Raw genomic sequence first — 22,763 nt, 5'->3', positions numbered from 1 at the left:
CAGCCGTCAGCCGTCAGCCGGAGGCCGGAGGCCGGGGAGCCGGGGAGCCGGGGAGCCCGCCGGGCGACGCGTCACGCGTCGCCCGGGGGCGTTCGCTCACCGGGAGACGGTGGGCCGCGCCACGAACTCCCAGCGCCCGTGCGCCACTTCGTACACGACGGACCCGGGCTCCACCCGCAGGAACTTCGCCCCGTCCGGAGCGCGCACGGCCGAGCGGCCGGACCCCGGCACATGCACCTCGGCGGTCGACCCCACCGGCACCCCCACCGAGAGCCGTACCGAACCGTCCACCACCGACCACGCGGTCGAAGCCTCGCCGCGGACCGTACGGATCGACGTGCGGGCCCAGTTCACCCCCGTACGGCCGTCGGGGCGCACCGTGAAGGTCCGGTAGCCCGCGTCGCCGGGGCGCAGTCCGGCCACGTTCTCGTACAGCCACTGCACGACCGTGCCCTGGAAATAGTGGTCCCGGGACCGTGAGTCGAGCGGCCACATCTCCCACATGGTGTCGGCGCCGTTCTCGAACCAGTAGCCCCAGCTCGGGTACGTGCGCTGCGTGGCGATCGCGTGTGCCACCTCGGGGTGTCCCTGTGCGGACAGCTGCCGCAGCAGGACGCTGGTGCCGAGCGCGCCGGTGTTCAGATGGTTGCCGCGCTCCTCGATGTCGGCGAGGAGCGAGTCGACGACACCGGCCCGCGCGCCCGGCGGGACAAGACCGAACGCGAGCGGTATGCAGTTGTTCGTCTGCCGGTACTCGGGGTCCTTCGCCGTGCGGTAGTGGCCGTCCGGGCCCAGGAAGGCCGCGTTGAACGCTGCCTTGAGCCCGTCCGCGGCCCCGCGATAGCGCTCCGCGACCGCGGTGTCGTGGAGCAGGTCGGCGAGTTCCGCCGTGCCGACGAGCGCCCGGTGCAGATACGCCGTCGCGGTGAGCCGGGTGTCCTCCGGCGGGTTGCCGCCGTAGCCGGGCGGCAGGTAGTCGCCGAGCGCGGTCACGGCGAGCCCGTCCTTCAGCCGGGAGATCTCCCAGTCCAGGTAGCGGGTGAGCGGCGTCCAGTGGTCGCGGGCCAGCCGCTCGTCCCCGTACACGCGGTACATCTCCCGCAGCAGGAACGGGTACACCGTCGTCCACTCGGGGGACGGACCGAGGTCGCCGTACCCCCAGCCGCCGCTCGGCACGATCACCGGCAGTTGGCCGTCCGCGTTCTGGCTGTCCTTCAGGTCGCCGAGCCACTTGGAGAGGAAGCGGTGCACGCCGAGCGCGTACGCCATGATCGGTGCGCCCAGCTGGGCGTCACCGGTCCAGCCATTCTTCTCGTACATCGGGGTGTCCGTCGGGATGCCGTGCAGGTTGTTGAGGAGCGTGCGCCGCATCGCCTTCTCCAACCGCCCGTAGAACGGCTCGGAGCTGGCGAAGGTGCCCGTCGCCTCCACCGGTGTGTGCACGACGCGGCCCAGCACCTGTGCCGGCTCGGGCTTCGCGGGCAGCCCGCTGACCTGCACGTAACGGAAGCCCTTGTACGAGAACCTGGCCTCCCACACCTCGTCGGCGCCGCCGCCCGCGCACACGTATTCGTCGGTCTGGAACCGTCCGGGTACGTGCCCGGTCTCGGCGTGCACACTGCCGTCGGACTTCAGCTTCTCGCCGTGGATCAGCCGGACTGTCGTGCCTGCCGGGGCGCGCACGGTCAGCTTGGTCCAGCCGGCCATCGTGCGTCCCATGTCGACCACGTACACGCCCTCGGTCAACTCCTCGACGGCGACCGGGCGTACGGTCTCGATGACCTCGATCGGATCGTGCGGCTGTGCGTGCAGGGTGCCCTTCGGGGCGTCCCGGCGCTGCGTCTGCTGCCAGCCGCTGTCGTCGAACCCGGGGCGCGTCCAGGCCCCGGGTGCCTTGCGGGCGTCGTAACTCTCGCCCGCGTACAGGGAGTTCGAGCGGGTCGGGCCCTCGGTGATCCGCCATCGGCCGTCCGTGGCGACCGTGGTCCGTGAGCCGTCGGGGTGGTCGATCTCCAGCTGGCCGAGGAGCTGCGGTTCGCCGTGCCACGGGGGGCGGTGCCAGTTCCAGACGTTCGGTGTCGTCATGCCGAAGAAGCCCCGGCCGAGGGTCACCCCGATGGCGTTGGCGCCCCGGCGCAGGTGGCCGGTGACGTCGTGCACCGCGTACAGCACGGTCTCGTCGTAGTCGGTGAAGCCGGGGTCGAGGACCTGACGACCGACGCGCTCACCGTTGATCTCCGCCTCGTAGTAGGCGAGTCCGCTGATGTAGAGGCGGGCCCGGGCGACGGGCTTGGCGACGGTGAACTCGCGGCGCAGCAGCGGAGCCGGCTGCTCGGGCGCGGTGATCGACACGCCGTCGCCCCAGGGACCCTGCCCGTACGGGGCGAGCACGGCCGCCTCGGGCCACGCGGAGTCGTCGAACTCCGGTTGCTGCCAGTCCCGTTGTTCGTCGTCGGCGCTGCGCCAGCCCTCGCCGGTGACCAGCTCGACGGTGCGCTCCCCGCTTTCTATGACCAGCCGTACGAGCAGTCCGCCGGGATTGACCGACGCGTTGCCGCGGTTCGTCGCCAGGGCGGCCACCACGAGGCGCGCGGAGCCCGCGGCCCGCACCTGCTCGGTGACGTCGACGAGATGGCCCTGCCGCCAGGCGTCGGTCTGTTCGTCCTGACGCAGCACCTGGTGGCCGTCGAGATACAGGGTGAAGTCGTCGTCGGCCGTCGCGAGGAGGGTGGCTCTGCGGATCTCCGCACCCGCGGGCGGCGTCAGCGCGCTGCGGAACCAACGGGGCCCGTTGGGCGCGTCGTTGGCGGTCGAACCAGGCGACCAGATCCAGGACGCGCCCTCGAACGTCGGCGGCTCGGGCGCGGCGGCCGCACCGATCCAGAAGCCCTGCCAGGCGTCCGCGGACAACGTTGTCTCCCACCAGCGCGGCGCACTCCACGCCGACGGCCGGCCCTCGCCGTCCCAGACCCTGACCTGCCAGTGGTAGCGGGTGCGCGGGCGCAGGGCGGGACCCGCGTAGGCGATGGAGACGCTGCGGTCCGACGCGACCCGTCCGGAGTCCCAGACCGCGCGACGCCCCGCGCGCAGGTCCTTCTCGTCCAGCGCGACTCTCACGTGATAGGCGCTCTGCCGGGCTCCGTGCCCGTCGGCCGTCAACTCCCAGGTGAGTCTGGGGCGTTCCACCTCGGTGCCGAGCACGGTCTCGGCGTACTCGACGGTGGTGCGCTCGACGCGCAGCCTGCCCGGCCGTGACGCGCCGGCCTCCGGGTGTGCCGAGGCCGAGGCGGCAGCGGCGCCGGAGGTGAGGGCGGCGGAGGCGCCCGCTCCGGCGACCGAGGTCCGGAGAAAGGCGCGGCGGTTCCAACCCTTGGTCATATGGGGTCCCTTGGTTGCGTACGTGCGCGGATGCGGGTGACGAAGCGAGGGGCGGAAGGAGAGATGTGCGGTGCCGAAAATCGACGTGAGATGCCGTGAAACGTCTCTCCCTCTCTCTTGAAACGTTTCATACATCGCTTGCACGATCCTATGGGTGCCCGCCACGGGGCTTCAAGGGGTGTGCGTGTGCCGGCATGGGGCCGTGGGCCGGGCCGGCCTTGTCATCGGCGACAACCGCGCACGCCCGGCCCGGAACAGGGCCGACCGCGGCTCGGGGCCGCGCAACCTGTTCCGGCCGGGCCGGAGTGCGTCAGGGGGAGGGGGCGTCAGGGCTTGCGGGCGACGCCTCCGTACACATCCGTCGGCTGCGGGTCGGTGCCCGGCTCGGGGCGCCACAGCGGACAGGAGACGATGCCGGGCTCCAGCAGCTCAAGACCGTCGTAGTACGCGGCGACCTGCCGGGGGCTGCGCAGCACGTACGGGACGGCGCCCGTGTCGTCGTAGCCCTCCTGGGCCCGCTTCAGTTCGGCGTCGGTGTCGGTGCTGTCGTAGTGCACGAAGTAGCTGCCCGCCGGCAGTGCGGCCTGGAGGCGGCTCGCGATCGACTTGGCCTCGTCGTAGTCCTGGATGTGGCCCAGGATGCCCATCAGCATCAGCGCGACGGGCTGCTTGAAGTCCAGTATCTTGCCGGCGGCCTCGATGATCTTCTCCGGCTCGTGCAGGTCCGAGTCGATGTAGTCGGTGACGCCCTCGGGTGTGCTGGTCAGCAACGCCTGGGCGTGCCGCAGTACCAGCGGGTCGTTGTCCACGTAGACGATCCGGGACTTCGGCGCCAGGCGCTGGGCGACCTGATGGGTGTTGTCGTACGTGGGAAGACCGGTACCGATGTCCAGGAACTGGCGGATGCCCAGCTCACCGGCGACGAACGTCACGGTACGGATCAGATATCCGCGGGAGGCGCGGGCCATCGTCTCGATGTTCGGCGCGATCTGGCGGTAGGCGTCGCCCGCCTCGCGGTCGACCTCGTAGTTGTCCTTGCCGCCCATCCAGTAGTTCCAGATGCGGGCCGAATGCGGCACCGTGGTATCGATCTTGGACAACGGGTCCTGGTCGGGGGTGGGCCGGCCGTCTGTCATGGGGGATCTCCTGCCGTGCGTCCTCGGTCTGTCACCAACTTACCGTCAACTTCCGTGCGTATCGCCCCAGTTGGAAGGCGGGCGCGTTGGGTGCACGGATGGGGGGACCGGGATTGCGGGCGTCGAGTACGACGACGGGGACATGCTGGGCGAGGGTGCGGAATGCGCGGTCGTAGGCGGCGGCCGCCTCTGCGCTCTCGGTGTCCGCCTCGTGCCCGGTGTCCGCCTCGCGCTCCGAGTCCGCCTTGCGTCCCGAGTCCGTCAGATGGAGGAGCGCGCCCTGCCGTTCGGCGACGGCCTCGGCGAAGTCGAGCGCCTATCCAGGTCACCCGGGAGTGTCCGCGGCGCAGCGGCCCGTAGACGAGTTCGTGGATGACGGTGCCGTCGAGGGCCAGCGGGCCGGGAGCGGCGAGGAGTTCGCGGTACGGACGGGTCGGGTCCACGTGGTGCAGTCGCCCCCGTGAGTGCCGGATCGTGAATCCCGCGCGGGCCAGCTCGGCGAGGAGCGGGCTCCTGTTGATGCCGTCGGGGCCCTCGACGACCAGTGTCCGGCACTGGGCGACGGCCTCATGGAGTGTGCGCATACCACTCCCTCCAGGACGGCCGACTTCCTCAGTGTGACCGGACAACCCGCACGGCGGGAGTGCGCGTGCGGGTTGTCCGGTTGTGCGACCGTAGTGATGGACGGTTGTGCGGGTGGGGTGGTGCCGCCGGGGGACGGCGGGCGGCGGAGGCGTCCGGGCGCGAGTCACCGACACGCGAGTCACTGGAACGCCCATTCCTGGCGCGGCGTTCGAGGCGGGCCCCGGCGGCGCGGACTTCGGCTCGGGTCGGGCGGTGAGGCTCGGACGTCGAGGCTCAGACGCGAGGTCGGACGCGGAGGTTCGGACGGCGAGGGTCAGGCGACGAGGAAGTCGGCCTCGCCGGACTTCGCACCCGCCAGGAACGAGATCATCTCGTCCCGGGTGTAGACCAGCGCGGGCCCGTCCGGGTCCTTGGACTGCCGCAGGGCCACGCTCCCGTCGGGCAGCCGCTTGGCCTCGACGCAGCTTCCGCCGTTGGTGCCGCTCCAGGGCTTGTGCCAGCCCTCGGTTCCCAGGTCGATGGCCGGCATGCCGCTGTAGATGGGGTCCATGGAGGTCATGACTCACAACTCCTTACGCAGTTCGCCCAGGATGCTCCTGGTCCGAGCGACCGGCGCCGCCTGCACGGACATCCGGTCCAGTACTTCGAGGTACGTCACGACGTCGGCGGGTTGGTCGACGTAGACCGAGCCGACGAGGCTTTCGGTGTAGACGACGTCGGGAAGTTCGGAGAAGCCGAAGCGGAAGTAGTGGAAGGGGCCGAACGCGCCGGGGTGCGCGCCCACCGTGAAGCGCAGTATCTGGATCCGGACCTTCGGCATGTCCAGAACCTCGGTCAGGTGGTCGATCTGGGCCCGCATCACGTCGGGCCCGCCCACCGGGCGGCGCAGCACGGTCTCGTCCAGGATGGCCCAGACGGCCGGTGCTTCAGGCTTGGCGAGCAGGTCCTGGCGCTTGAGGCGCAGGGCGACGCGGCGGTCGATGTCCTCCTTCGTCGCGTTGGGAAAGCCCACGTGCATCAGCGCGGCCGCGTAGTCGTGCGTCTGCAACAGGCCCGGAACGTAGTGGGGTTCGTAGAGACGGATGACGCTGGCTTCGCTCTCCAGGCTCACGTACGCGCTGAACCACTCCGGCAGCACATCGCGGTACGAGTACCACCAGCCGGGCTGGTTGGCCTCCCTGGCCATCGAGAGGAAGTCGTCCACTTCGGACGGGGCGACTCCGTAGGTGTGCAGCAACTCCCTCACGTAGGGGATACGGAGGCCGACTTCGGCCTTCTCCATCCGGCGGACCGTCAGAGCCGTGACCTCGATGGCCCGCGCGGCGTCCTCGAAAGAGATCCCGGCCTCTTCCCGCAGATGCCGGAGCCGCTTTCCGAGAACCATCCGCAGGACGGTCGGTGCGCTGCCGCCCGAGCGGTTGTCGCTCACGTCGTCCTACCTCCCGGAACGGCCGTCACAGCGTGCAGTGTGCCACGCCCTCGCTGACACAGACAGGGCAGTGCGGATCGTTCTGAAATTATCAGAACGCTTGTTACGAGTTGAGTGTGTACGCAATCATAGTGATCGAGTGACCTGCCGCACAGTCCGCCGGCGCCGGCGCAATCGCGTTCGGCCGTACCGGAATTGGCGTCGCGGCGGGTCCGGCGAGCCCGCAGCACCATGACGCGAGACCTGGACGGCCATCGTGACCGAAGGACAACCGAGGAACCCGGGCAGGGGTACCGCCGGGGCCAACAAGGCGCTGGCCGCGGCCATCGGGGACGCCGGCTGCTCCTATGCCTCACTCGCCCTCCGGGTCAACGAACTGGGCCGCAGACAGGGCACGGAGTCCAGCTACGACAAGGCGTCGGTCACCCGCTGGCTGAACGGACAGCAACCGCGGGCGAACACACCCGAGTTGATCGCCGCCGTCCTGTCCGAGCGGCTCGGCCGGCCGGTCTCGCCCACGGACCTCGGTTTCCTGCCCGACCCGCAGCGTCCGGTGGTGGGCAGGGCGCTCGTCTATCGCGAGGACCTGGCGGACACCTTGCACACCTTGGCCGAACTGGGCTCCACGGACATCTCACGCCGCAGCCTCCTGGGCGCGGTCCCGTTCGTCGCGAGCGCCCTGATGAACCCTCAGCGCGAGTGGCTGCTGTGGCTGGTGGAGAGCCCGGAGTCCGCCCGTCTCGATCCGGTGACCGCGGGCGGTCCCGTCGAGCAGGTCCACGCGATGATCGGCATGTTCGACCAGATGGACAACCACTTCGGCGGCGGGGGAGTGCGCACCAGCATCGTGCACTACCTGTGCACCGAGGTCGTCCCCATGCTGCAGCGCCGCGGCACACCCCCGCACCAGCAGCGCCTGCTGTTCGCCGCCGCGGCCCGCCTGGCCGCGATGGCGGGCTGGAGTTCGTACGACGCGGGGGAGTACGGACTGGCGCAGCGGTACATGACCCAGGCGCTGCGACTCTGCGCGGAGGGCCGGGACCGTGTGCTGGGCGGGCAGATCCTGGCCGGCCTCTCCCACCTGGCCACCAACCTCGGCCGCCCGGACGAGGGAGTGGCGCTGGCCAGGGCCGGCATCGCCACCGCGAAGGGCTCGGGCAGCCCGCTCGGCCTGATGCGTCTGTACGCGATGTCGGCGCGCGGTTACGCGGCACAGAACCGCGCAGGTGAGACGGCCGAGGCCCTTCGCCTGGCGGAGCAGCAACTGGCCGTGAGCCGGGGAGCGGCGCAGGAGTCCGCCTGGGTCCGGTTCCTCGACCATCACTATCTGCAGGCCGAATCCGCCCTGTGTTTCCGGGATCTCGGTCTGGGGGCGCAGGCGGAGCGCACGGCCGGGGAGTCCGTCGTCGCCAACGAGGGCCGGCGCAGGCGCCAGGCCATCAGCCGTTCCGTGCTTGCGACCGCGCATCTGCAGCAGAACCGGCTCGACGAGGCCATCGGCACCGCGACCGAGGCGCTGAGCACGCTCGGGTCCGTGCACAGCGAGCGTTCCGTCCAGGCGCTGCGCGACTTCCGCAAGCGGCTGGTGCCCAGCCGCCACGAGCCGCTGGTCCAGGAGTTCGAGCACAAATCCCGCCCTGTCCTGGGGGCCGTGGCATGACGGCGGACTCAGGGGGCTTCTGATGGATCTCCGTGACGGTTCAGTAGCCGTCGGGGGAAGGCGCGTTCTGGGCCCGGTCGACGGGCAGGTTGGCACCGGAGATCCCGCTCGACCAGTCGGACAGCAGGAACGCCACGACACGTGCCACCTCGTGCGGCGCGACCGGCCCTCCGCTCGGCAGCTCCGCCCGGGTGAAGGCGGCGAAGGCCTCCGGTTCCTCCGTGCGCATGCGGTCCCAGCGGCGGCCCGGGATGAGCATCGACCCCGGCGAGACGGCGTTCACCCGGATCCCGTCAGGCCCGAGTTCGCGGGCCAGCGAGGCGGCCAGGTGGATCTGGGCGGACTTCGCGCTTCCGTACTGCGCGTTCGGACCCGGCTTCCAGCCGGAGATGGACGAGATGACCACGACCGAGCCGCCGCCGGCCGTCCGCAGATACGGGACCGCGGACCGCACCAGCCGCGCGGTGTGTCCGACGTTCAGCTCCCAGGTCGCGGCCCAGTCCTCGGCGTCCGCCAGTTCGAGACTCCGCCCGCGAGAACCACCGGCGCACGCCACCACCCCGTCGAGGCCGCCGAAACGTTGTGCCGAAGCGGCGACGAAGTTCTCCAGCCGCTCGGGTTCGGTGACGTCCAGGGGTTGTGTGAACAACCTCCCGGAGTCGTCGGCGCTCAGCGACCCGCGCAGCGCCTCAAGATCACTTGCCGTGCGCGCGCACGTCGCCACCCGGGCGCCCTCGGCCGCCAGCAGCCGCACGATCTGCTCGCCCAGTCCGCGCGTACCACCGGTGACCAGCAGACGCTTGCCGCGCACCCCGGGCCGGTCGCGGACGCCCTGCCCGCGGTCGACGCCCCGGCTCTCGCTCACATCTCTCACCTGATCGAACATACATGCCACACCACTACGCGGCTGCAACCGGACAACCCCCTCACTCCCTGGTCGTCCCACCTGTCCGGAGGGTTGGCTGCACGGGCAGCCGCCGAGACCTCCCCCACCCGTGCTGCACACGAAGGAGGCACGATGACGGCATCCCGTGCGCACCACCATCACCGGCCGTCACCCTCACTGCCGCACGGCACGGACCTCGACGCGCCCACCGCCCGGACGCGGACGGGTGAGAGCGCCCGGACCGGAGCCGTCACCTCCGCGACGGCCCCGGCGACCCCGGTCCTCCCCACGGGCGTGAGACCGTCCAGGTTCCTGCGCAGCGTGGTGCCCGCCCAGCCGTCACGCGCCTCCGGCGTGCGCCGCATGGTCGCAGAACAGCTGTCGCACCTCCGGTTGCCCGCGGAACTGCTGGACAACGCCGTCCTGGCCACGGACGAGCTGTTCGCCAACGCCGTCAAACACGGCAGCCCGGACCCCGGCGAAACGGTCACGGTCAGCGTCGAGTGCACCGACCACGAGGTACGCGTCACGGTCGCCGACCGCTCGACCGATCTGCCGCGCCACCGCACGGCCGGCACGGCGGAGGAGTCCGGACGCGGACTCGCCATAGTGGCCGCGCTGACCGACGACTGGGGCATCGCGTCGCCCGAACCCGGCGAGACGGGGAAGCGGGTGTGGTTCTCGTTGGACATCCGGGAGGTGCCATGACCGGTACCGGCAGCTCGGCCCACCTCGCGCACGCCGCGGCGCGGGGGAACGGACGCACGGGGTTCCCGCGCGACGAGACACCGGATACACGCGGGATACGCGGGATACGGGAGACGCAGGTGCTGGGGGAGGAGGTAGGAGAAGCAGAGGAGGTACAGGAGACCGGGGAGGTACGAGGGACGCGGGAGGGCCGGCCGGCCGTGCTCCCGGCGCTCGCCGCCGCCCTCGCGCGTGAACTGGTCCGCCGGGTGGAGGAGGACCACCGGGCGATGAGGGAAGCGCACCGCCGTCCCACGCAGGCCGCGCGCCACCGCCTCGTGAAGTGCCGCGCGGACAACGCCGAGGCGCTCAGGACGATCGTTGGGCGCCATGGGTGGCCGGCGGCGGATCTGGTCGGGGCGCCCGCTTCGACGGCGGCCCTGATGATCCTGCTGCACGCCCGGGATCTCGACTTCCAGCTCACCTGCCGCGACCTGATCGCCCAGGCCGCCGCGGACGGGCGCTGCCCCCCGCCGCATCACGCGTTCATCGCCGACCACTGCGCCGTGGAACTGGGCCAGCCGCAGTTCTACGGGACGCGGGTCGACCCCGCGACCTTCCACCCGTATCCGGTCCGCCGGCCCCAGACGCTCGACGAGCGCCGCCGCGATGTCGGTCTCGCCCCCCTCGCCGAACAGATGCGGACACTGCGCCTCAGCGGGTGAGGCCGTTGGGCCCGACGGGTGAGCCGGCGCCACGGCTCAGGGATCGAGGCGAAGCTCCCGCTCCTGCTCCTGGTCGCCCGGGGCCACCCCCTCCTCGTGGACGGTGAAGGCCGCGGAGAGTGTCTCGTCGGCCCGGCGCACCGCCTCCGGGCTGCCCTGCAGGGTGACGGCCACGGACGTGGAGAGCCCCGACGCGGAGAGCCCGGACGCGGCGGGCGGAGTCTCACCGCCACCGGCCGGGGCGCCGTCGCCGAAGGACGCCGTGTAGACCGTGGCATCCGTGGCATCCGTGGCATCCGTGTCGCCGGGCAGGGCGTCCGCCGATCCGAAGACGGGTTCGAGCGTATGGACGACAGCCCGCGCGTCGGCGGCCGTGCCGCCGGTGAGAGTGAGCGTCAGAGCGAGATGCGTACCGGACGTCATGAACAGCCACCTTTGCTTGTACGGATGCGCGCCACCCGCTCGTGTAACCGGTTGCCCCTGCCACAAACGGCGGCCGGGCCCTGCCTGGGCCTGTCTCCATGACACCGCCATCCGCCGGAGCCCGCAGCCGCGGCGGCGCACCCGCCCGGTCGCGGGTCACAGGTCACGGGTCGCAGGGTGCGGATTGTGGGTCAGGCCGGTCAGCCGGAAGCGGACGGCTCCGCCTGGACCAGCCCCTCGCGGTACGCGATCGCCACCGCCTCCGTACGGCTCGCGGCGCCCAGCTTCCCCAGGATGTTGGAGACGTGCACGCTCGCCGTCTTGCCGCTGATGAACAGTTCCTCGCCGATCTGCCGGTTGGTGCGGCCACGCGAGAGGAGCAGCAGGACGTCGTTCTCCCGGGCGGTCAGCGCGGGGACCCGGTCCGCGGGCGGGGAGGTCTCCGCGAGGCGGCCCCGCCGGATCAGCCGCTCCACGTCGTCGCGCAACGGCACAGCGCCCAGCCGGACGGCCGTGCCGTGTGCCGCTTGCGCCTGCGTGGCGGCCTCTTCGCGACGCCCCGACGCCACCAGGGCCTCCGCGAGCCGGAGCCGACAGCGCGCCTGCTCGTAGAGGTCCCCGTAGCCGAACGCCGCGACAGCCTTCTCCCAGGCCTCGGCGTCCGGCCCGGCGCCGGCCCGCGCCCACTCGGCCTCGGCGCGCGCCAGCCAGGCCAGCCCCTCGCGGCCCTGCGGCAAGCCGTTCTCACCCACGGCCGTCGTGACCCGGGCCGTCTCCACCAGCTCCGCGCCGGTCTCCGTCCAGCGCCGGACGCCCTGCTCGTCGTCGGCCAGGCGGGCGGCCACGGCCGCGTCCGCGACGGCGGCCAGGGCGAGCGCCGCGAGCCGCACCGCCACGTCGGGCGTCGTGCCGGAGTCGTCGACGAGAGCCGTGACCGTCGTACGGACCTGCTCGACGGCCGCCTCGGGATCGTGGCGCAGGGCCGCCGCGTCGGTCAGGAGGATGCCCGCCACCAGTGTGGCCATGTAGTCGAACGGTCCGTCGAGGAGGGCCCGCGCCCGCTCGGCCGCACCCTGGTCACCACGCGCCAGGGCTACCGACAGCGCAGGCCCGGTCGCGTGGCCGCCCGCGGCCGGCAGCCGCTCGGCGTCGGTCTCCGCCGCGCGCACGCATTCGTCCCACTGGCCCAGGGAGTAGAGCACCAGGTTGCGCAGGTAGCGCATCTCCAGCGGATAGGGCGAGGAGAGCAGCCCGGTGCGGCTCGCGCGCTCCAGTCCCTCCGAGAGCCAGCTCAGGCATTCGTCCAGGTCACCGGACTCGTACGAGCCGATGGAGAGGTTGAACAGGGCGCGCATCTCGATGGAGGTGTTCCCCGAGCGCCGGGCCAGCTCGCGGGCCTCCCGAAGCCGGGCCCGTCCTGCCGCGACGGTCCGGCCCGCTCCCTCCAGACCGACGAGGGAGATCATCAAGTCGGCCCGGGCGTCGGGTATGCCCAGTTCCTCCGCGATCCGCAGGGCCTGGTGGGCCACTCGGCGAGCCGTCTCGTCGTCGCCCACGTATCTCGCCGCCATGACGTGGGTGGACGCGGCCCAGACCCAGGTACGCGACGGAGGGTCGGCCGGGATCATCGCGAGGGCCTCGCTGCTGTACTCGAACGCGGCGGACAGGCTGTCGATCCGCATGAGGTCGCCCGCGAGCGTGTAGCGGACCCGGGCGGCCAGTTCGGAGTCCTCGTCCGAGCCCACGCGCGCGAGCGCGGCCCGGGTGAGCGAGACCGCCCGGTGGGTGTCGCCCGCATGGGCGGCCGCCGCCGAGGCGCGCAGCGTCAGGGTGACCGTGTCGAAGCCGTCCGGCCGCGCGTCGGGGGACACCGCCGACCACAGATCGAGGACCGCTTCCAGGTGACGCAGCTCCTCGGCGGGCGCACGGACCCGCCCGGCGTGGTCGGCCGCCGCCAGCGAGGCCGCCAGCGCGTCGGGCAGGTCGTGGCTCTCGCGCGAGTGGTGGGCGCGCTCCGCGGCGCTCTCGGCCGGCCGGCCCCGCGCGGCCAGCACCCGGGCGAACGCCCCGTGCAGCCGCACCCGCTCACCCGGCAGCAGGTCGGCGTAGACCGCCTCGCGGATCAGGGCGTGCCGGAACGAGTAGGTGTTGCCCTCGCCGGAGACGAGGAGCTGCCGTCCGACGGCCTCGCGCAGCGCCGACTCCAGCTCCTCCTCGGGCAGTTGGACGGCGTCGTGCAGCAGCTCGTGCTCGACGCGGCGCCCGGCGACCGCCGCCGTGCGCAGCACCTGCTGGGCGGTCGGCGGCAGTTGCTCGAAACGGATGAGCAGTACGTCGGCCAGCCCGCTGGGCACGGCGGACCCGGACCCGGGCGTGCTCTCCGAGGTGGCGGCGAGCAACTCCTCCGCGTAGAAGGCGTTTCCCTCGGCGCGCTCGACGATGCGGCGGACCGTGGCGTCGGGCAGCGGAGCGGCCCGCTGGGAACGGACGAGCCGGGCCACCTCCCCGTCGGGCATCGGCCGCAGTTCGACCCGCTCGACGGCGGGCAGCCGCACCAACTCGGCGAGCAGGGGCCGCAACGGATGTCTGCGGTGCAGATCGTCGGCGCGGTACGAGGCGAAGACGGCGAGACGCTGCCCGAGCGCCGCACCGGCGCCTCCCGTGCCGCCGGTGTTTCCCGCACCGCCGGTGACTCCCGTGCCGGAGTGCACGTCGGCTGCCCGGGGCCGTGCCCGGGGGTTCTGCAGGATTCCTCGGCTGAGCAGGAAACGCAGCAGGTCGCGGGATGACTGGTCCGCCCAGTGCAGGTCTTCCAGGACCAGCAACAGTGGGGCGATCCCGGTCAGTTCGGCCAGGAGCGCGGCCATGCCCTCGAACAGCTGCGGACGTCCGCCCGCGTCCCGCGCGCCCCCGCCGCCGTCACCGATCAGGCGGTCGACGACGGGATGCGCGGCCAGCACGCCGGAGAACCGCTCGTCCCCGGCGAGGACGCCCAGGATCTCGGTGAACGGCAGATACGGCAGACCGACGTCACCGAGGTCGACACAGTGCCCCGTGACCACCGTCGTGCCCGTCCGCTCGGCATGGCCCGCGGCCTCGGCCAGTACCCGGGTCTTGCCGACTCCCGCGTCCCCCGCGAGCAGTACGGCCCGCGCCTCACCGGCCCGGGTGCGGTCCAGCACCAGGGTCAGGCGGGCGAGCTCGTCCGCACGTCCGATGAACGGCGTGGTGAACGGCGTGGCGAATGGGGTGGTGAACGGCGTGGTCGGCACGAATCCATCCTGGCACGCGCCACTGACAGGCCCCCCGGCCCGCGGGCCGGGGGGACGGTGTGCGCGATGTGGGAGCGGGCGATGGGGGAGTGGGCAGTGCGAGTGCGGGCGGTGCGGGAGCGGGGCGACGTCAGCTCAGCGTCTGCGCCCAGTTCGCCGGCACCCGTCCCGCGGGTCCCGGCGCGGGCTGGTCCGCCGGGTGGCTGAGCGGTGGGGCGAGGTCGGGTCCTGACTCGTACAGCTCGGACGTCTCGAAGTTCCAGAACCAGGCCTCGCCCGGCTCGAAGCTGCGCATGAAGGGGTGGCCCGTGCTCCGGTGATGGGCCGTGGCGTGCTTGCCGGGGGAGTCGTCACAGCAGCCGACGTGACCACACCGGGCGCAGCGCCGCAGATGGAACCACCACCCCTGCGCGGCCTCGCATTCGACGCAGCCCGTGCCGCTCGGCGGGACGCTCGGGTCGATTCCGTCCGACGGGGTCATGACGTTCCACCTTTCTGGTGGGTCTCCTGAGGGGTGTCGGCCTCCGCCGCGGTGAGCGGCAGGAAGACCTGGAAACGGGTGTCGCCGGGCACGGAGTGCACCTGGAGATGCCCGTGGTGCTTGTTCACGACGATGCGCCAGGAGATGTCGAGGCCGAGCCCGGTGCCCTCCCCCACCGGCTTCGTGGTGAAGAACGGGTCGAAGATCCGGCCGCGGATCTCCTCGGGCACCCCGGGCCCCGTGTCGCGGAACTCGACGAGCAGCTGTTCCCGTTCGAGCGCGGTGCGCACGGTCAGCGTGCCCTCGCCGCCCATCGCCGAGACGGCGTTGTCGATGAGGTTCGTCCACACCTGGTTCAACTCGCCCGGATAGGCGGGGATCCGGGGCAGCGCGCGGTCGTAGTCCTTGACGATCCGGACGCCCGTGCCGATCTTCCCGGCGAGCATCATCAGGGTGCTGTCGAGCAGTTCGTGCACATCGGCGACCTGATAGGGCGCCCGGTCGAGCTGCGAGTACTGCTTGGCGGCGTTCACGAGATTCGAGACCCGGGTCGTGGAGTCCTCGATCTCGTTCATCAACAGCTCGGTCTCCACCGTGTAGTTGAGCCACCTGATCGCGCCTTCGAGTGTCCCCTCGTCCACGGTCGCCGCCACCTGGTCGAGCCAGTCGGTGTCGAGGCCCGCCTGCACGAACGTCGGCGCGAGTTCCCAGCCGCCCGCGATGCCGTGGTCGTCGAACCAGTCGCCCAGCGCGTCCTCCCGGTCGGAGGCCTCCAGCGGGCTCAGGGGCGTGGCCTTGGCGACCTGGTCCGCGGTGCGTTCCTGGATCTCGACGAGTGTCCCCATGGCGTCCCGCGCGAACGAGCCCGTCGCGATCATGCCGAGCTTGTGCCGCATCCCGGCCACCCGCTCCCGCAGCGCGGACGTCGCCCGGACCGCCGCCGCGGCCGGGTTGTTGAGCTCGTGCGTCAGCCCCGCGGACAGCGAGCCGAGCGCCAGGAGCCGTTCCCGCTGCCCGACGGTCCGCTGGGTGTTCTGGCTGCCGAAGAACAGTCCCTCCAGCAGGTGCACGGCCATCGGGAACCACTCCCGCAGGACCGCGGAGAACGTCTCGGAGGGCAGGATGAAGAACCGCGAGGGCTCGGTGACCCGCAGGGAGCCCTTGTAGCGCGCCTCGTCCGAGGTGCCCAGATAGGCCTGCATGGCCCCCGCGTACACCCCGCGCTGGGACGTACGGTTGATCTCCACGTCGTCGCCGCCGACCCGCCGCGACATCACGAGCGTGCCTTCCAGGAGGACGAAGAAGCACGTGGCGGGCTCCCCCTCCTCGTACACGTAGCCGGGTTCGAACAGCTCCACCCGGCCCTCGGCGCACAGCCGCCCCAGCTGCTCGGCGTCCAGCTCCTCGAACAGGAACAGCGTGCTGAGTTCCGTGATGTCGCACGGCATCGGCCGCCCGCTCACGACTGCTCCAGATACCGGTGGACGAGCATGACGGCCATGGCTCCCTCTCCGACGGCGGAGGCGACACGCTTGGCGGACTCCGCGCGGGCGTCACCCGCCACGAACACCCCCGGCACGTTCGTCTCCAGGTGGTACGGCGGCCGGTCCAGCTCCCAGTCGGGCGGCGGCTGCCCGCCGGCGGCCAGGTCGGGCCCCGCGACGATGAACCCGCGCTCGTCCCGCAGGACCGTGCCGTCCAGCCAGTCGGTCAGCGGCGCGGCGCCGATGAACACGAACATCCATTGCGCGTCGACGAGTTCGCTGTGGCCGCTCGCCAGGTCGCGCAGGGTGAGCTGCTCCAGGTGGTCGGAGCCGTGCACCGCGTCGACGACCGTCCCCGTGCGCACCGAGATGTTCGGCGTGTCCGTGATCTGCTCGATCAGGTAGTGGGACATCGACGCGGCCAGGGAGGAGCCGCGCACCAGCAGGGTGACCGACTTCGCGCCTCTGGCCAGGTACATCGCGGCCTGCCCGGCGGAGTTCGCCCCGCCGACGATGTACACGTCGTGTCCCTGGCACGCGGGGGCCTCGGTCAGCGCCGACCCGTAGAAGACCCCGCACCCGGTCAGGTCCCGCGCGCCCGGCGACTCCAGCTGCCGGTAGGACACGCCCGTCGCCAGGATCACGCAGTGCGCGGCGATCGCCGAACCGTCCGAGAACCGCACGGTGCGCGAGGCGCCGGTGACCTCCAGGCCGGTCACCTCGCGGGCGGTCAGGATCTCGGCGCCGAACTTCGACGCCTGGCGCCGCGCCCGCTCGGTGAGCTGTCCCCCGGACACGCCGTCCGGGAAGCCGAGGTAGTTCTCGATCCGGGAGCTCTGGCCCGCCTGCCCGCCGGTCGCGGAGCGCTCCACCAGGACGGTCCGCAGTCCCTCCGAGGCGCCGTACACGGCCGCGCCGAGTCCGGCCGGGCCGCCGCCGATGACGACCAGGTCGTAGAACTCGGCGGTCGGCGTCGTGGCCAGACCCACCCGGTCGGCCAGCTCCGGATCGCCGGGCTCGACCAGCACCGTCCCGTCGTCGGTGACCACGAGCGGCAGTCGCCGGCCGTCCTGTCCCGCGCAGGCCAGCAGCCGCTTGCCCTCCGGCTCGTCCGACGAGTACCAGCGGTACGGCACCTGGTTGCGGGCCAGGAACTCCCGTACGTCCGAGGACCGCGCGGACCAGCGGTGACCGACCACCTTCGTGACCGGGACGGCCCGGTGGTCGGAGGTCCGCCAGGCGGCCAGCAGGTCGTCCAGGACGGGATAGAGCTTCTCCTCGGGCGGGTCCCAGGGCTTGAGGAGGTAGTGGTCCAGGTCCACCACGTTGATCGCGTCGATCGCCGCGTTCGTGTCCGCGTACGCCGTCAGCAGCACCCGGCGGGCGCTCGGGTACACGTCCAGGGCCTGCTCCAGGAACTCGATCCCGTTCATCTGCGGCATGCGGTAGTCCGCCAGGATCACCGCGACGAGATCACCACGCAGCTTCAGCTCGCGCAGGGCGTTGAGGGCGCTCTCGCCGGACTCCGCGCGCACGATCCGGTATCTCTCGCCGTAGCGGCGCCGCAGGTCACGGGCCACGGCACGCGAGACTCCCGGGTCGTCGTCCACGGTCAGGATGACGGTCCGTGCTGCCTCTGTGCCCTGTGCCATTCGTCTCCCACCCCGAGCGGTCGGCGCCCCGCGGGCCTCGCGCGACGCCGTTCAAGTTTCCCGCCCATCGTATGTTCGATCGTCCCGCTTCGCTCCGAAAAAGGACGTGCGCCGAGCGGGGGCGCCCGCCTCGGCAGCCCGGCCGGGTGTCGTACGGCCGAGCCGGGGCACCTGGAGACGGGAGGCGATGATGGACACGAGCACGTTGACGCGAGGCAGCCGGGCGGGGAGACGAAAGGCCGCCCCGACGATCGAGGGCGCGGCCCGGGCAGGTCTCACCGCGCGGGGTGTCATCTACCTGCTGGTGGGCATGCTGGCGCTGCAGATCGCCTTCGGCGGCAGCGGCAAGCAGGCGGACCAGGGCGGCGCGCTCCAGGAGGTCGCGGGCAAGCCCTTCGGAGCGGTCGTGCTCTGGGCGCTGGGCGTCGGACTGACCGGCATGGCGCTCTGGCGGCTGTCCGAGGCGGTCTTCGGCGCGGCGGGCCCCGACGGCCGCAAGGGGAAGAAGCGGCTGGCGTCGGCGGCCCGTGCCGTCTTCTACGGCTTCGTCGCCTACTCCGTGCTCTCCTTCGCGGCGGGTTCCGGTGGGAGTGGTTCGAGTGACGGCAAGTCCCGGGACGTGACGGCCGAGGCCATGGACCTGCCCGCCGGGCAGTGGCTCGTCGGGGTGGCGGGCGTGGTGATCCTGTGCGCGGGTGTCTGGATGGTGGTGCAGGCCGCGCGCCGGACGTACCGCAAGCACCTGAGGCTCGGTGGGACGTCACACCGGGTGCGCCGGACAATCGACGTGACGGGTGTCGCCGGCGGTGTGGCCCGGGGTCTGGTGTTCGCCGTCGCCGGGGGCTTCGCGGTCCGCGCGGCCTGGGACTACGAGGCGGACAAGGCCAAGGGCATGGACGACACCCTGCGTTCGTTCACCGAGACGCCGGTGGGGCCGTGGCTGCTGGTGTTCATCGCGGTCGGTCTGATGCTGTTCGGGGTGTTCTCGTTCGCCATGGCCCGGTGGCGCCGGGTCTGAGAGCCGCGGGAGGGGCGTCGCCCGGAGTCCGAACGGACTCCGGGCGACGCTCATTTCACGCCACATGGTGTCGGCGGTCGTGCCAGTGGTCGTCTCAGTGGGGCAGGCCGGCGGGTGTGGTCGCCCACCGGGTGTTCGGCTCCGCGGCGAGGCCGAACCTGAGGGTGCCGCCGGTCCGCAGGAGGCTGCCGTCCGTCCAGGACCTGTCGTGCGTACGGCCGTTGAGACGGACCGCGTCGACGTACGGATGCCCGGCGTCCGCAAGGGGCGCGTCGATGACGATGTCGGTGCGGCCGGGCCGGTCGATCACGGCGTGCGGGAACAGCGGCGCGCCGAGCAGCAGGTTGGCGGTGCCCGGGGTCTGCGGGTAGACGCCGAGAGCCGAGAAGACGTACCAGGCGGACATGGTGCCGAGGTCGTCGTTGCCGGGCAGTCCCGCAGGGCCCGTGCCGTAGACGGTGTCGAGGATCTGCCGCACGGTCGCCTGCGTCTTCCACGGCTGGCCCAGCGCGTTGTACAACCAGGGGGCGTGGATTCCGGGCTCGTTGGTCGGGTCGTAGCGCAGCGCGTCGCCGCCCTTCACCGACCAGGAGCCGTCGGCCTTGTGGAAGAAGTCGTCGAGCCGGCCGGCGGCCTTCTCCCGTCCGCCCATCGCCTCGGCGAGGCCCTGGACGTCCTGCGGCACCATCCACGTGTACGTGGCACTCGTGCCCTGGGCGAACCCGCGGTCGCTGCCGGGGCTGAACGGCGTGACCCACGATCCGTCCAGGTTGCGGGCCTGGATGTAGCCGTCGGTGCCCGCTCCGTTCGTGGCCTGCGGGTTGAAGACGTTGCGCCACCAGCCGCCGCGCTCGGCGAAGGAGGCCGCCTGCTCGTCGAGGCCGAGGAGCTTCGCCCAGCGGCCGAGCGCGTCGTCGGCGACCGCGTCCTCCAGGGTCTCGGCGGCACCGCCCCAGCAGTGGCAGACGTCCTGCGCGGCGTACCCGGAGGTCATGTACTGGGCGAGATTGGGCCGTTGGCCGGTGCACTGGCCGGGACAGCCGGCGTCCGAGAGCCCGTCGGGGTGCGGCACGGTGGCCTGGCGGGCCAGGGAGTCGAAGGCGCCGCGGTAGTCGAAGTTGCGTACACCCATGGCGTAGAAGGTGGCGAGCGTGGCCGCCGTGGGGTCGCCGGTCATCACATGGGTCGGGCCGTTGATGTGCACCCAGCGGTCCCAGACCCCGCCGTTCTGCTGCGCGAAGTTGTAGAGGGACTGGGCGAAGTCCCCGGCGATCCGCGGTTTGAGCAGGGCGAGCAGTTGTATCTGTGCCCGGTACTGGTCCCAGCCGGAGAAGTTGCTGTACTGCGCCCCCTGCCCGCGCGCGAGGCGGTGCGGCTTGCCGTCCATGCCCGGATAGCGGCCGTCGGTGTCGCTGACCAGGTTGGGCTGCATGAGCGAGTGGTAGAGCGCGGTGTAGAAGGCGGTGAGCTGTGCGGTACTGCCGCCGCCGACGTGCACGGAACGCAGTTCGCTGTCCCAGGCCCGGCTGCCGGCGGCGGCCACCTGGTCGACGCTCGCCCGCGGCCTGATCTCCTCGCGGAGATTGGCCTCGGCTCCCGCCTGGCTCACGTACGAGATGCCGAGCCGCATGTGGACATCGTTGTCGGAACCGGTGTCGAAGCCGACCCAGCCGCCCGAACCGCGGCCCGCGCGGTCGGCGCCCGTGGCGTATCCCTCGCCGCCTGTGCCCGTGGTGGCGCCCGGGGAGAGGGTGCCGTCCTTCCACGTACCCGTGGTCGAGAAGGCGCGGTCGAACGAGGCGGTGAAGTAGAGCCGGTAGTAGCTCTTGCGGTTGTTGGTACCGCCGTTGGCACGCCGGCCACAGAACGCGCCGGTCAGCACGGAGCCGGTCACCTTGCGGTTCGCCCGGTCGATCGAGACCTGGGCGTCCTCGCTGCCGTTGAGGGAGTTGGAGACCCGGAAGAGCAGGTTGGCGGGCTTGTCGGCGGGGAACGTGAAGTCGGCGACGCCGGCCCGGCGGGACACCGCGAGGTCGGCGCGGGCGCCGGAGTCGAGCCCCACGGAGTAGCGGCCCGGCACGGCCCGCTCGTCGGCGTGTGAGAAGTTCGCCGCGTAGACGGCGTCCTTGGTGTCCGCCGAGGGGGACGAGGTGACGTCCCCGACGAACGGCATGATCGGTACGTCGCCCGCGGCGCCCGGGTTGCAGCCCGCGCCGTTGACGTGGGTGAGGCTCAGCCCGCGCAGCCGGGTCGCGCCGTACTCGTAGCCGTTGGCCGCGCCGGTGCTGGTCTGGTCGCCCCTGGTACTGGTCGGCGACCAGCCGATCATGCCGTACGGGAGGGTGGCACCGGGGTAGGTGTTGCCTCCGTTCGCGGTGCCGATGAGCGGGTCGACGTACGCGGTGGGACGGTCCGGCGCGCCTGAGGTGGAGGTCGCGGACGAGATCGGGCCGGGCAGTGCGGCGGCGAGCGCGGTGGTCAGCGCGAGAGCGGCGGCTCTCCTGCCGAACCTCCGCGTCACGGCGGTGGATCTGAGGACCATGTGCCAGGGAACCTTCCGTGTGGACGGACAGCGGGGCCGGCCGCCTACCGAGGAGCCGGCCCCGCGAAGTGTCGCCGAGCGTAGGCCGTCGGGATACGGGGCGAACCGACACGAGCGGCAGCCCCGATGAACGGGCGGTGAATCCAGGGCGCCGAACACCCGTGCCCCGCAAGGGACGCGGGGAACTGCGCGCTCAGCCCCCTGTGACCCGCACCCGACATCGCCCCGTGCGGAGCGCGAGGCCCACCCGGACCCGGACACGGAGCCGGACCCGGGTCCGGACCCGGACAAGGCGGGACGGGCCCCGCCACCTCACGGCGGCGGAGCCCATCCCGCGGGGATGCCCCGATGTCAGGCCGTGTGCAACGTCAACCCGTACCGGTTGAGGATCTCGTTGATCGGCTGGTACCACGTCTCGCCGCCGGTGGAGCAGTTGCCCCAGCCGCCCGACGTGACGCCCTGCGCCTGGTCACCGCTGATGAAGGAGCCGCCCGAGTCGCCCGGCTCCGCGCAGACGCTGGTCTTGGTCATCTGGTGCACGGCGCCCTGGCTGTAGTTGACGGTCTCGTTCTTGGCCAGCACGTTGCCGCAGTGCCAGTGCGTGGTCGATCCGGACCGGCAGATGGAGGCGCCGACCGGTGCCTCGTTGGAGCCGCGCACGAGCTGGTCGGAGACGGTGCCCCAGCCGAGTACGACGGGAACCGTCCACCAGCCACTGCCGACGTTGACCCAGGCGTAGTCGTTGTCCGGGAACGACGAGCCCTGGATGTTGCCTATGTACGAGCGGTCCCAGCCGCTGACGCCTTGTCCGGCCCCACCGCAGTGCCCGGCGGTGACGAAGCCGCCGTGCACCGAGAAGCCGATGGAACAGCGGACGTTGCCGGTGTAGAAGGGGTCGCCGCCGACCGTTCCGGCCGCGAAGGTCTCGGGCGCCGCGGTGGTCTCCTCGACGGTGACGGGCCCGGTGGACCTGGCCCGCGCGAGGAAGGCGCGGACATCGTTGTCAGCGCGCTGTGCCGCCACGACGCCCACGACGACCGAGCTGGACTCGGCGTCGACGTACCAGTTGCTGACTCCCTCCGGCGCCTTCAGCTTGTCGATGCGTGTCTTGGCCGCGTCGAGCTGTCGTGCGCTGTACTTGACGGTGCGGACGGCCGCCCCGGTCTCGCGTACCGAGTCGAGGGTGGCGGGGGAGGCGCCGGTCTTGACGGCGACGGTCAACTTCCCGCTCCCGGCGTCGAACCAGGAGCCCCCGTACGCGGCTCCCGCCGCGCGCCGGGCCTTCGGTTCGGCGGCGGTCGCCGTCTTCTCGGCGGCGAGACGTGCTTCGGCCCCGGCCTTCGTCAGGCCGAAGTCCCGGCGCATGGCGTCGATGAGGGCGTCGGAGGCGGGGGCTCGGGAGGTG

The 22,763-nt window shown here is 71.9% G+C and carries 16 protein-coding genes; 4 read left to right on the top strand and 12 right to left on the bottom strand.

The genetic code is table 11. The annotated features are described in order from the left end of the window. Window positions 1–96: 96 nt before the first annotated feature. From AOK01_RS25570 to AOK01_RS25555, 4 genes are all read right to left on the bottom strand, one after another. Complete coding sequence (locus AOK01_RS25570; RefSeq protein ID WP_055515609.1) at window positions 97–3,378, bottom strand: alpha-L-rhamnosidase; 3,282 nt, start codon at window positions 3,376–3,378, stop codon at window positions 97–99. 326 nt (window positions 3,379–3,704) lie between these two features. Next, complete coding sequence (locus AOK01_RS25565) at window positions 3,705–4,514, bottom strand: SAM-dependent methyltransferase (RefSeq protein WP_055515607.1); 810 nt, start codon at window positions 4,512–4,514, stop codon at window positions 3,705–3,707. An 898-nt stretch (window positions 4,515–5,412) separates the two neighbouring features. After that, on the bottom strand, window positions 5,413–5,658 hold the full coding sequence (locus AOK01_RS25560; RefSeq protein WP_055515605.1) for a DUF397 domain-containing protein: 246 nt from the start codon (window positions 5,656–5,658) through the stop codon (window positions 5,413–5,415). Window positions 5,659–5,661: 3 nt separating this feature from the next. After that, window positions 5,662–6,483 carry a helix-turn-helix domain-containing protein gene (locus AOK01_RS25555; RefSeq protein WP_055515639.1) on the bottom strand — a complete coding sequence of 274 codons (822 nt, stop codon included), beginning with the start codon at window positions 6,481–6,483 and terminating at the stop codon, window positions 5,662–5,664. Window positions 6,484–6,784: 301 nt separating this feature from the next. Here AOK01_RS25555 and AOK01_RS25550 point away from each other — a divergent pair, with 301 nt between their 5' ends. Further along, the gene (locus AOK01_RS25550; RefSeq protein ID WP_213862150.1) at window positions 6,785–8,188 is read left to right on the top strand and encodes an NsdA family TPR-like regulatory protein; all 1,404 of its coding nucleotides are present in this window, start codon (window positions 6,785–6,787) and stop codon (window positions 8,186–8,188) included. 40 nt (window positions 8,189–8,228) lie between these two features. Here the strand turns inward: AOK01_RS25550 and AOK01_RS25545 are convergent, their stop codons facing one another. Then, window positions 8,229–9,053, bottom strand: a complete 825-nt coding sequence (locus AOK01_RS25545) for an SDR family NAD(P)-dependent oxidoreductase (RefSeq protein ID WP_055515601.1) — start codon at window positions 9,051–9,053, stop codon at window positions 8,229–8,231. A 153-nt stretch (window positions 9,054–9,206) separates the two neighbouring features. On the opposite strand from AOK01_RS25545, the gene AOK01_RS25540 reads away from it, so the two are divergent. After that, window positions 9,207–9,782, top strand: coding sequence for an ATP-binding protein (locus tag AOK01_RS25540; RefSeq protein ID WP_079103730.1), 576 nt, complete (start codon window positions 9,207–9,209; stop codon window positions 9,780–9,782). Further along, complete coding sequence (locus AOK01_RS46355; protein WP_342671062.1) at window positions 9,779–10,486, top strand: DUF6624 domain-containing protein; 708 nt, start codon at window positions 9,779–9,781, stop codon at window positions 10,484–10,486. The genes AOK01_RS25540 and AOK01_RS46355 overlap by 4 nt, the downstream gene beginning before the upstream one ends. A gap of 36 nt (window positions 10,487–10,522) precedes the next feature. Here AOK01_RS46355 and AOK01_RS25530 read toward each other — a convergent pair whose 3' ends face one another. The 5 genes from AOK01_RS25530 to AOK01_RS25510 form a co-directional block, all read right to left on the bottom strand. Then, window positions 10,523–10,909 (bottom strand): hypothetical protein, encoded by a 387-nt coding sequence (locus AOK01_RS25530; RefSeq protein WP_055515599.1) that lies wholly within the window; start codon window positions 10,907–10,909, stop codon window positions 10,523–10,525. 200 nt (window positions 10,910–11,109) lie between these two features. Further along, window positions 11,110–14,181 (bottom strand): helix-turn-helix transcriptional regulator, encoded by a 3,072-nt coding sequence (locus tag AOK01_RS25525; protein WP_055515597.1) that lies wholly within the window; start codon window positions 14,179–14,181, stop codon window positions 11,110–11,112. A gap of 130 nt (window positions 14,182–14,311) precedes the next feature. Continuing rightward, the gene (locus AOK01_RS25520; protein WP_055515595.1) at window positions 14,312–14,662 is read right to left on the bottom strand and encodes a UBP-type zinc finger domain-containing protein; all 351 of its coding nucleotides are present in this window, start codon (window positions 14,660–14,662) and stop codon (window positions 14,312–14,314) included. Then, window positions 14,659–16,125 carry an ATP-binding protein gene (locus AOK01_RS25515; protein ID WP_055515593.1) on the bottom strand — a complete coding sequence of 489 codons (1,467 nt, stop codon included), beginning with the start codon at window positions 16,123–16,125 and terminating at the stop codon, window positions 14,659–14,661. The genes AOK01_RS25520 and AOK01_RS25515 overlap by 4 nt, the downstream gene beginning before the upstream one ends. Further along, window positions 16,122–17,798, bottom strand: coding sequence for an NAD(P)/FAD-dependent oxidoreductase (locus AOK01_RS25510; protein ID WP_055515591.1), 1,677 nt, complete (start codon window positions 17,796–17,798; stop codon window positions 16,122–16,124). The genes AOK01_RS25515 and AOK01_RS25510 overlap by 4 nt, the downstream gene beginning before the upstream one ends. A gap of 190 nt (window positions 17,799–17,988) precedes the next feature. On the opposite strand from AOK01_RS25510, the gene AOK01_RS25505 reads away from it, so the two are divergent. Then, the gene (locus AOK01_RS25505; protein ID WP_055515632.1) at window positions 17,989–18,816 is read left to right on the top strand and encodes a DUF1206 domain-containing protein; all 828 of its coding nucleotides are present in this window, start codon (window positions 17,989–17,991) and stop codon (window positions 18,814–18,816) included. Between the two features lie 94 nt (window positions 18,817–18,910). Here AOK01_RS25505 and AOK01_RS25500 read toward each other — a convergent pair whose 3' ends face one another. Together AOK01_RS25500 and AOK01_RS25495 are read right to left on the bottom strand one after the other, a co-directional pair. After that, window positions 18,911–21,358, bottom strand: a complete 2,448-nt coding sequence (locus AOK01_RS25500; protein WP_055515589.1) for a GH92 family glycosyl hydrolase — start codon at window positions 21,356–21,358, stop codon at window positions 18,911–18,913. A 351-nt stretch (window positions 21,359–21,709) separates the two neighbouring features. Further along, a partial coding sequence (locus tag AOK01_RS25495) for a S1 family peptidase (RefSeq protein ID WP_055515587.1) occupies window positions 21,710–22,763 on the bottom strand: 1,054 nt, incomplete at its 5' end.

The organism is Streptomyces aurantiacus (genome assembly GCF_001418335.1).
In the GTDB taxonomy this organism is placed as follows: Bacteria; Actinomycetota; Actinomycetes; order Streptomycetales; family Streptomycetaceae; genus Streptomyces; species Streptomyces aurantiacus.
This window is presented reverse-complemented; position numbering and strand designations above follow the sequence as displayed.